The 10170-nt window shown below is 61.6% G+C and carries 9 protein-coding genes; 3 read left to right on the top strand and 6 right to left on the bottom strand.

Going from position 1 to position 10170, the window contains the following annotated elements; all coding sequences use genetic code 11:
- Positions 1-121: 121 nt before the first annotated feature.
- The 5 genes from CO676_RS35445 to CO676_RS26465 all read right to left on the bottom strand — a co-directional run bounded on the left by CO676_RS35445 (position 122) and on the right by CO676_RS26465 (position 5637).
- Entirely contained in the window at positions 122-259 is a 138-nt protein-coding gene (locus CO676_RS35445) for a hypothetical protein (protein WP_014766011.1), read from the bottom strand.
- A gap of 162 nt (positions 260-421) precedes the next feature.
- Positions 422-1918, bottom strand: a complete 1497-nt coding sequence (lysS, locus tag CO676_RS26485) for a lysine--tRNA ligase (RefSeq protein ID WP_097523258.1) — start codon at positions 1916-1918, stop codon at positions 422-424.
- Positions 1919-1929: 11 nt separating this feature from the next.
- Complete coding sequence (gltX, locus tag CO676_RS26480) at positions 1930-3387, bottom strand: glutamate--tRNA ligase (RefSeq protein WP_097523257.1); 1458 nt, start codon at positions 3385-3387, stop codon at positions 1930-1932.
- 432 nt (positions 3388-3819) lie between these two features.
- The gene (locus CO676_RS26470; RefSeq protein WP_014766008.1) at positions 3820-4575 is read right to left on the bottom strand and encodes a TerC family protein; all 756 of its coding nucleotides are present in this window, start codon (positions 4573-4575) and stop codon (positions 3820-3822) included.
- Between the two features lie 222 nt (positions 4576-4797).
- On the bottom strand, positions 4798-5637 hold the full coding sequence (locus tag CO676_RS26465; RefSeq protein WP_014766007.1) for an AraC family transcriptional regulator: 840 nt from the start codon (positions 5635-5637) through the stop codon (positions 4798-4800).
- Between the two features lie 75 nt (positions 5638-5712).
- On the opposite strand from CO676_RS26465, the gene CO676_RS26460 reads away from it, so the two are divergent.
- Positions 5713-6195, top strand: coding sequence for a VOC family protein (locus CO676_RS26460; RefSeq protein ID WP_245424476.1), 483 nt, complete (start codon positions 5713-5715; stop codon positions 6193-6195).
- A gap of 25 nt (positions 6196-6220) precedes the next feature.
- On the opposite strand, the gene CO676_RS26455 is transcribed toward CO676_RS26460, so the two are convergent.
- Positions 6221-6913: a TetR/AcrR family transcriptional regulator gene (locus CO676_RS26455; protein WP_097523255.1), complete on the bottom strand. Its 693-nt coding sequence runs from the start codon at positions 6911-6913 to the stop codon at positions 6221-6223.
- A 248-nt stretch (positions 6914-7161) separates the two neighbouring features.
- Here CO676_RS26455 and CO676_RS26450 point away from each other — a divergent pair, with 248 nt between their 5' ends.
- Together CO676_RS26450 and CO676_RS26445 are read left to right on the top strand one after the other, a co-directional pair.
- Positions 7162-8376: an HlyD family secretion protein gene (locus CO676_RS26450; RefSeq protein WP_097523254.1), complete on the top strand. Its 1215-nt coding sequence runs from the start codon at positions 7162-7164 to the stop codon at positions 8374-8376.
- Positions 8377-8397: 21 nt separating this feature from the next.
- The gene (locus CO676_RS26445) at positions 8398-9987 is read left to right on the top strand and encodes a DHA2 family efflux MFS transporter permease subunit (protein ID WP_097523253.1); all 1590 of its coding nucleotides are present in this window, start codon (positions 8398-8400) and stop codon (positions 9985-9987) included.
- Positions 9988-10170 lie beyond the last annotated feature (183 nt).

The following is a 10170-nucleotide window of genomic DNA, read 5'->3' as shown; positions in this document are numbered from 1 at the left end:
CACATGTTCAAAGGTTCAAAATCTTCCTTGCAACACGGCTGGCATCCACACAAGGTTTTTCAGGTTCGTTCCCACGCTTAGCAACTCGCCCGAATACCTTGTTGTTCCAGCGCAAACGATCTCACGGGTAGTTGGTGCGAACCAGCGCCGCCCTATTCGGGGGCGCCTCTATCGCCGGCCGGTCGACCGCCAGGATGCTCAACACGATAGTGATGAGAGCGAATATAAGCGCCAGAAATGCGAGGCCTGCCTTATCCATCCCCGCATCATGGTGACGTGAATGTGCGGAAAACGGGGCAGGAACCAGGGGTAATTTCGCCGCTGCCAGTCGTGGTAAATTTTTCCTTAACGCAGCCGCGACGGGACCAACTCAGGGTGCGCTGCGCAATGGGCTTGTCCTGTCGAGACCGATTCCTCCGGCTCAGTCGCCCTTGTGACGACGGGCCGGGAAGAGAATGATGTCGCGGATCGACGGCGAATTGGTGAGCAGCATGATCAGCCGGTCGACGCCGATGCCGAGGCCGCCGGCCGGCGGCATGCCCTGGTCCATGGCGTCGAGGAAGTCCTCGTCGAGGGTCTTTTCCTTTTCGCCGCGGGCATGGGCCTGTTCCATCTGCTCGACCATGCGGGCGCGCTGCTCGACCGGGTCGTTGAGCTCGGAGAAGGCGTTGCCGATCTCCCAGCCGTTGCAATAGGTCTCGAAGCGCTCTACGAGCCGCGGCTCGCCCGGCACCTCCTTGGCGAAGGGGGAAATGTCCTTCGGGAAATGGATGACATGGGCCGGCTGGATCAGCGTCGCTTCGACCTTCTCCTCGAAGATGAAAGCGAGGACCTCGCCCCAGGTGGCGTCCTTCTCGACCTCGAGGCCAGCGTTCCTTGCCGCCTCGCGGGCCTCCTCGTCGGTGTTGATTGCGAGGAAGTCGACGCCGATTGCATCCTTGACGGCGGCCGGCATCGACACGCGTGGGAACGGTCCCTTAAAGGAGAGCTGCTTGTCGCCGAATTCGAACTCGGTCTTGCCGTGGACCGCCAGCGCCAGGGTCTCGAACATGCGTTCGACGAGGCCCATCATGTCCTCGTAGTCCGCATAGGCCCAGTAGCACTCCATCATCGTGAATTCCGGATTGTGCCGGGTGGAGACGCCTTCGTTGCGGAAGTTGCGGTTGATCTCGAAGACCTTATCGGTGAGGCCGGAAACCAGCACGCGCTTCAGATAAAGCTCGGGCGCAATGCGCAGATACATGTCGAGCTTCAGCGTGTTGTGATGCGTCTTGAACGGCTCGGCCGTCGCGCCGCCATAGATCGGCTGTAGCATCGGCGTTTCGACTTCCATGAAGCCCTCGTCCTCGAGGACGCGGCGCAGACTCGAAACGATGCGGCTGCGCTGCTGGAAGCGGAGCTTTGAGTCCTCGTTGACCATGATGTCGAGATAGCGCTTGCGGTAGCGCGTCTCGATGTCGGCAAGCCCGTGATACTTCTCCGGCATCGGCAGGAGCGACTTGCAGAGCATGGTGATTTCCTTGGCATTCACCGTCAGCTCGCCACGCTTCGTACGGCGCACCTCGCCGGTGACGCCGATGATGTCGCCAAGGTCGATCATCGGCAGAAGCACACGCGCCTCTTCCGGAGCCGTGTCCTTGTGCGAAAAGATCTGGATCTTGCCGGAGGCGTCATGGATATCCATGAACATGCCGGAATTGCGCGAGGAGAAAACCCGGCCTGCGACCGTCACCGTGTCGCCGCTCTCCGTATCGGGCTCCAGCCCGGCATATTTTTCGGCGAGTTCCGCATTGGTCAGCGTGCGGTGGAAATGCGCCGGGTAGACTTCGCCGATCTGCTCGCGCAGCAGGTCAAGCTTCTGGGCGCGCACTTCGGTTGCGTCGGAGGAAAGGCCGGCGGTTTCTGTCTTTTCGTTCATGGGTATCGTCCTTACTTTCCGCTGCCCACCATGGAGGCGACCACCTGCGCCGCCACCTTGAGACGCTGGCGCACCACGGCGCGGCCGAGCAGCTCCATCGAATCGAAGAGCGGCAGCGAACGTTGCGAACCGGATACGGCGACGAAGAGGGGAGCCACGACGGCTTTCAGCTTCTTGCCCATCCGCTCGGCACTGGCGCGCAGTTCCGCCTCGATCGACTCCTTGTTCCATTCGAGGATCTTTTCGAGATCCGGCTGGACGGTGTTCAGGACTTCAAGCATCTCCTCGGGCGAGGCTTTCACGCCGGCGAAGGCGCCAGGCTGAAGGCCGAGATCCGATTTGAAGAGGAAGGCGGCGAGGTCCGGCAGTTCGCCGAGCTTCGAAATGCGCGATTGCGACAGCTTCAGGCCTTCCTTGAGGCGATCGTTCTCCGACGCCCAGGCGAAGACCCGGGCGGCGAACTCGTCCTCGGATAGCTTCTCGCGGATCCAGCGGGCGTTCAGCCAGTCGAGCTTCTGGATATCGAAGATCGCGCCGGCCTTCGACAGGTTTTCCGGGTCGAACTTCTCCGCCAGCTCATCGATCGTCAGCAGTTCTTCGCCCTCGGCGATCTGGATGAAGAACAGGCCGAGGAAGTTCATCAGTGCTTCCGGCAGGTAGCCGAGCGCCGTGTAGTAGGAGATCGAGGTCGGATTCTTGCGCTTCGACAGCTTCGACTTGTCGGCATTGCGCATCAGCGACAGGTGCATGAATTTCGGCGGTTCGAGGCCGAGGTACTGATAGATCAGGATGTGCTTCGGCACCGACGCGAGCCACTCCTCGCCGCGCGCGACATGGGTGATCTTCATCAGGTGGTCGTCGACGACGTTCGCCATGTGATAGGTCGGCATGCCGTCGGCCTTCAGGAGCACCTGCATGTCGACGGCCTCCCACGGGATCTCGACATCGCCATAGACGCCGTCGTGGAACTTGCAGGAGCCTTCCGCCGGGATCTTCATGCGCACGACATGCGGCTCGCCGGCGGCGACGCGTGAGGTCACTTCCTCCGCGGAGAGGCTCAGGCACAGGCCGTCATATTTCGGTGGCTTGCCGGCGGCGCGTTGCGCTTCGCGCATTTGCTCCAGCCGTTCGGGCGTGCAGAAGCAACGGAATCCGTGGCCGTTCTCGACGATCTTCTCGACATAGGGCCTGTACATGTCCTTGCGGTCGCTCTGGCGATAGGGACCATGGGGGCCGCCGATATCCGGGCCCTCCGACCATTCCAGCCCGCACCATTTCAGTGCATCGAGCACCTTTTTCTCGAACTCGGGCGTCGAGCGCGTCGCGTCGGTGTCCTCAATGCGGAGGATGAATTCGCCACCGTGCTTCTTCGCGAAAAGATAGTTGAACAGAGCGATATAGGCGGTGCCGACATGCGGTTCGCCGGTGGGAGAGGGTGCGATGCGTACCCGGACTGCAGAATCTGCCATGGTCTTTGCCCGTCTTGACGTGCTCTTGAGCCCTTGCCGGATGCCTACCGGCTGACGGGCGCGTATTTTATGGGAAGGAAGGCCCGCAAGGGTGCCGCCAAGCGGTATCGGCGGGCAATTCCAGTCGGCAGGGGTGAGACCATAGAAAGCCTCGCATGTCAACGGAAAGAGGAGGAGAGGCGCCTTCTCGATGCAGCCGGACATCGGCTTGGAACGCTCGCCGCGCTACCGCGTTATAGCGGTCGAGGACGCGGCCTGTGCCAACCGGACGCGACGGAAGTGGAGAACACGGGGATTTTTCCGGTTTCTTCCCGTGGCCAACGAAACGGCAGCCGAGCTCCTTGCCCGTCCAGCCCGCATCCTCGCCTACCTCCCGCAGCAAGGGGCCCGCATTCGCGTGAATGCGGGCCCCTTCGCAATGGGTTGCCGTTGCTAATGCAGCTTGGTGGCCTGCTGCTTTCTCAGGCGCGCATTGCGGGCGACCATGTTGAGCCCTTCCACCAGCGCCGAAAACGCCATGGCGGCATAGATGTAGCCTTTCGGTACGTGGAAACCCATGCCCTCGGCAATCAGCGTCGTGCCGATCATCAGGAGGAAGGCGAGCGCCAGCATGACGATCGTCGGGTTCCTCTCGATGAAATTAGCAAGCGGGTTGGCGGCAACCAGCATCACCGTAACGGCGACCACGACGGCGATAACCATGATCGGCAGATGTGGGGTCATGCCGACGGCGGTGATGATGCTGTCGACGGAGAAGACGAGGTCGAGCAGCAGGATCTGTCCGATCGCCGCCGTGAAGCTGTTGATCGCCGAGCTCGCGATGAAATCCTCGTCATGGTCGCTCGGGTCGACATTGTGGTGGATCTCCTTCGTCGCCTTCCAGACGAGGAAAAGGCCGCCGGCGATCAGGATCATGTCCTTCCAGGAGAAGCCATGGCCAAAGGCCTCGAACACCGGCTGGGTCAGCTGCACGATCCAGGCGATCGTGCCGAGCAGCCCCAGTCGCATGACCAGCGCGAGGCCGATGCCGATGCGCCGGGCGCTGACCCGGTTCTCGGCCGGCAATTTATTGGTCAGGATCGAAATGAAGATGAGGTTGTCGATGCCGAGGACGACTTCCATCACAATGAGCGTAATGAGAGCGATCCACGCCTCCGGGCTTTGAGCGAGCGTGAGGATTTCCTGCATCGGCGAACTTTTCCTTCTCTTTGACGATCACCGATGCGGTGTCAAAGCGACTCCCAGCATCCGTGTACCTGATCGGTTCCAACAACCGGAAGGGAATGCGGGCGGAAAACCGCGCAGACTTTCCCCTCCAGGGCGCGTCGTTGCGCCAGGCTCGCCGCAGTATTTAAGGAGTAGCGCCGAAGTAGCAAGCGCTGCCGCGGCTTTGCGGCAGCGTTTTACCGTTTACTGTTTTATCGGAACCCACATCTCAACGACGCCCATGCCGGAATCCGGGTCGAACCGCTCGTCGTAGCGCTCGATGAGATCGGGTGTTTCGCCATGCTCGAGACCGGATTGCGGAAACCACGATCCGAATATCTCGTGCGCCGTGGTCGAGATCGCCGAGATGTGACCGCGATGCAGGAACACCGCATAGCGCTGCTTCGGCAGCTTCAAGGTGGAAAACCCGTTCGGCAGCGCGTCCGCATCCTCGACCTCGACGGCAGCCATGTAGCGGAAGGTGCCGGCTTCGGCGTCCGCATGGGTGCAGACGCCATAGGCGACGTTGCCGCGCTGGCCCGGAATATGACCGAAGTGGTTGTTGAATCGTTGCCAGAGCGAAGGGATGCCCTCGGTGCGATTGTAGGTGTAGGTCTCTTCAAGGCCGGCGAGGAGCAGGGCAGGGCCCGCCTCGAAACGCGGCGGTTCGATTTTCAGATTGCGCGTGTCGTCCATCCTGATGGGCTCCATCAATTCGATATTGCGGACATGCCTCTGTTTGCGGATCGATTCGGGTGTCACGCCGAACTGCTCGCGAAAGGCACGGGTGAAAGCCTCGTGCGAACCGTAGCCCGCATCGAGGGCCACCTCGAGAATGGTCGAATGTCCGTTTGCAAGGAGAAGTGCGGCTGAGCTCAGGCGTCGCCCGCGGATATAGGCGCTGATCGAGCGGCCGGTCGCGAGCCCGAAGACGCGCGACAGATGATAGCGCGACAGGCCGGCGGCACCGGCAATCTGCTCCAGCGATATAGTCTTTGCGAAATGGCTCTCGATGAACCAGATCGCCCTTCCGATGGCACTCATGTTCACTCCCGTGGTGGCGATCCAATTCTTATGGAATTGTCGGAGGGCGCGTTTGATCGCTGTTGCTGGAGTGCATTGGCGCAGCCTGTCGACGGCAAATTCCACCCGCTGCTCTCGGCGCTTCCCGACAGAACCGCAGCGCGGCTCGACGAACGGGTTTTGCGTCCTACATTCAAGACCATGGCAGCGACCGACCCTCTCTTTCGTGGCATCAATGTGGTCTCGATCTCGGTGACCGACCTTGATCGTGCCCGCGAGTTCTATGGCGAGGTGCTCGGCTTGGGATCGCCGCTCTACGACCTGCCGGAAGCCGGCTGGATCGAATTCTCCGCCGGCGGAGCGGATGGCAACGTTTCGGTGATATCGGCCGAGAGCGACTGGACACCCTCCACCGGGACAACCCTTGTCTTGAATGTCGAAGATTGCCATGCGGCGGTAGAGGAACTGCGTCGCCGCGGCGTCCAGTGCGAGGATGCACAGGTATTTCCCGGCTTCGTCACCTTTGCGAGCTTCTACGATCCGTTCGGCAACCGCCTGCAGATGTGCAGTCCTGCTTAGTCGGGAGCGAGACACAGTGTCGCGGTCATCGCGCGTCTCGCGGACCGTAGGCAGCCATGAAGACGCGGATGGCGGATGCGACGTTCTTCTCAATCTGGCCGGCGGGCAGAGCGTCGCACATTCCGAACAGGCGGCCCTTGAAAAGGCCGGCCATGGAAAGCTCGATGAACTGCTTGGCGGCCAGTTCCGTATCGTCGATCAACAGGGTGCCTGCCGTCACCTGCTGCTCGAGATAGGCCTTCAGCACCGTGTAGCCGTTTTCCGGCGTGGCGGTGAAGAAGCGTTGCGCGAGCCGCGGCATGCGGTCGATCACGCCGAGCACGGTCCTCATTGCGCGGATCGTGTAGTCGGAGGTTATGCTGGTCACCAGCGTCACGGCGAAATCGTGAAGGGCTTCCTCGATCGGCTCGATGTCGCTCAGCGACTGCTTGATGCTGCTGACGATACGGTTGCGCTCCCGGGCGATGAGCGCCTCGAAAAGATCTTCCTTGTTCTCGAAATAGACGTACAGCGTGCCTTTCGAAACGCCCGCCTCGCGGGTGATGTCGTTCATGCTGGCGGCGTCGAAATTGCTGCGCATGAAAACGCGCTTGGCACCTTCGAGAATCTGCTCGCGTTTGACCGGGTCCTCGCCGGCCGCGCGTCGGCCGCCGCTCGAAGGGTGCTGTTCCTGGTGCGGCAGGGACTTTTCCTGCTGTGCGCTTTTCGCTGACGTCATGATCGCCGGACGTTTCCACTCCTGTAGATCACGATGATCCTGGAACTAACTCCGAAATCATAAACGTGATCGATTGCGATAAAAAGCAAGGGGCGCGGAGAAAGACCGGGCAGATTTTTTACCTTGCTCATCACTTCGAACCACTCGGTTCGATTTGCTCTTGATATGCGGCGCGAAAGGCATTACGTCAAGGGCGATCGAACCGAACGGTTCAGTTCAATTTAGCTAATTTATTCAAATGGTGTCCCATGTCCGCTTCCAGCACCTCCAGCGTTGCGCGAGTCCGTCCTGTCGGCGACGATTTCGAAGTCGTCGATGTTCCGAGCACAGAGGCCAGGGCCCCGACCGGCGAAGCCCCACCGGTGACGGAGCGCCCGGCCGCTGAACTTGCCGCTCCCCCCAAGAAGCGCCGCAAGCTGATCCTTCCGGCGATCGGACTGGCGCTGCTCGCCGCGGGGGCCTGGTACGGCTACGACTGGTGGACCACCGGTCGCTTCATGGTTTCCACCGACGACGCCTATATCGAGGGCGACATTGCGACGATCTCTCCGAAAGTCTCTGGCTATGTCGCCAAGGTCGACGTGGTCGCCAACCAGCATGTCAAGGCGGGCGATCCGCTCGTCACCCTCGAGGATGGAGACTATCGCATCGCTTCCGAACAGGCCGAAGCGCAGATCGCGACGCAGAAGCTGGCGCTGAGCCGTTTCGATGCGCAGATCGCTGGTGCCAAGGCAAGTCTCAGCCAGGCAGAGGCTCAGAAGGAAGCCTTCGAGGCGACGGTCAGGGGCGCCGAACTCACGCAAAAGCGCGCCAGCGACCTGCAGTCCCGGGCCTTTGGAACGGATGCGTCGCGCGACAGCGCCCAGGTCGCACTCGACCAGGCGCGGGCAAATCTCGTTGGTGCCGAAGCCAACATCGCCGCGGCCAAGGCGAATATCACCGTGCTCGAGGCACAGCGGGCGGAATCGGAAAGTACGATCCGTTCGCTCGAACTTGCGCGCGACAAGGCGAACCGCGACCTCGGCTTCACCGTGCTCAAGGCGCCCTATGACGGCGTCATCGGCAACGTCTCGGTCCAGGTCGGCGACCTCGTCTCGGCCGGCCAGCGGCTTGCCGGTCTCGTGCCGGTGGACCAGCTCTATGTGGATGCGAATTTCAAGGAAACGCAGATCGCCCACCTGGTTCCCGGATCGAAAGTCCAGGTCCATGTCGATGCCTATGACGAGCATCCGATCGAGGGCACGGTTGCATCGATTTCGCCGGCCTCCGGTTCGGTCTTCTCGCTGCTGCCGGCGGAGAACGCCACCGGCAACTTTACCAAGATCATCCAGCGCGTGCCGGTTCGCATCACGCTTCCGGCCGACGCACTCGCCAAGGGCAACCTGCGGGCGGGCCTAAGCGTCGTGGTCGATGTCGATACCCGCACGGCGCCGGACGCCGCCAAGGTCGCCGAAGCGAAGTAAGCGCGCGAAGGAGTAGCAGGTATGGCTGCGACGGCAACAGCGAGCCCGGCGGCGACAAGCGGCGCCGGAGCCGAGGAGCGCATGGATCCGCGGCGGCTCATCGCCTTTTTCGCGATGGTCGTCGGCATGTTCATGGCGATCCTCGACATCCAGATCGTTTCGGCTTCGCTTGCCGAAATCCAGGCGGGTCTTTCCGCCGGATCGGACGAGATCGGCTGGGTTCAGACCTCCTACCTGATCGCCGAAGTCATCATGATCCCGCTGTCGGGGACGCTCGCCCGCATCGTTTCGACGCGCGTGCTCTTTTCCGTCGCCGCCGCCGGCTTCACCGCCTCCAGTGCGCTTGCCGCAACCGCCACCAATATTGACCAGATGATCGTCTACCGGGTGATCCAGGGCTTCATCGGCGGCGGCATGATCCCCTCGGTCTTCGCCGCCGCCTTCACCATCTTCCCGCCGTCGAAGCGCAATATCGTTTCGCCGATCATCGGCCTGATCGCAACGCTCGCTCCGACCATCGGTCCGACGGTCGGCGGTTATTTGAGCCATGCCTTCTCCTGGCACTGGCTGTTCCTCGTCAACGTCATTCCCGGCGTCATCGTCGCGACGCTGACCTGGATTTTCATCGACTTCGACGAGCCGGAACTGGCGCTGATCAAGAAATTTGACTGGTGGGGCCTCTTCTCGATGGCGATTTTCCTTGGCTCGCTCGAATATGTGCTGGAGGAGGGCAACGCCAACGATTGGTTCAATGACGACCACATCGTCATCGGCGCGGTCGCCACAGTTGTTGCCGCCGCAATATTCTTCTACCGGGCCTTCAAGGTGGAGTTTCCGGTCGTCGATCTAAGGGCTTTCGCCAACCGCAATTTTACGTTCGGCTCGTTGTTTTCCTTCGTGATGGGCATCGGCCTCTATGGCCTGACCTATCTCTATCCGCTCTATCTCGGGCGCATCCGCGGCTATGATTCGCTGATGATCGGCGAGACCATGTTCGTCTCGGGTCTCGCCATGTTTCTGACGGCCCCGGTCGCAGGCTTTCTGGCGGGTCGTCTCGACCCGCGCGTGATGATGACCATCGGCTTTGCCGGCTTTGCGGCTGGAACATGGACGATGAGTCAGTTAACGGCCGACTGGGACTTCTGGGAACTGCTCGTGCCGCAGATCCTGCGTGGCTGCTCGCTGATGCTCTGCATGGTGCCGATCAACAATATCGCGCTTGGCACGCTGCCGCCGGCCCGCATCCGCAATGCCTCCGGCCTCTTCAACCTGACCCGCAATCTCGGCGGAGCCGTCGGCCTCGCGATCATCAACACGATCCTGACGCAGCGCCAGGATCTCCACTATGCTCGCCTGGCCGAACATATCCAGTGGGGCAATCCGGAGGCGGTCGAGCGGTTGAACAATATGGCGTCGAACTTCAACGCCTACGGCCTCGACGGCGCGACGGCCGCCGTCAAGCAACTGGCGGCGATGGTTCAGCAACAGGCGGTGATCCTGTCCTTCATCGACGTGTTCCTGATCCTGACCGCCCTGTTCCTGACGATGATCCTCGGCGTGCTGATGATCAAGAAGCCGGAGGGCGCCGGCGCGGGAGGCGGCGGGCACTGAGGTGGGAAAACGAGAGCCTGCTTTCTGCTCCAGATTGCCCCTCATCCCGCCGCGACCTTCTCCCCGCGCGCGGGGAGAAGGGATATGCCGCGGCCTTCCCAGTCCTCTCGCCCCCGCAAGCGGTGAGATGGACTGGGTGAAGCAAATTCAGCACGAACGGCATGCTTTACCCGCTGCAAACGT

The sequence above is a fragment of the Sinorhizobium sp. BJ1 genome, from assembly GCF_002531555.1.
Taxonomy (GTDB): domain Bacteria; phylum Pseudomonadota; class Alphaproteobacteria; order Rhizobiales; family Rhizobiaceae; genus Sinorhizobium; species Sinorhizobium fredii_B.
This window is presented reverse-complemented; position numbering and strand designations above follow the sequence as displayed.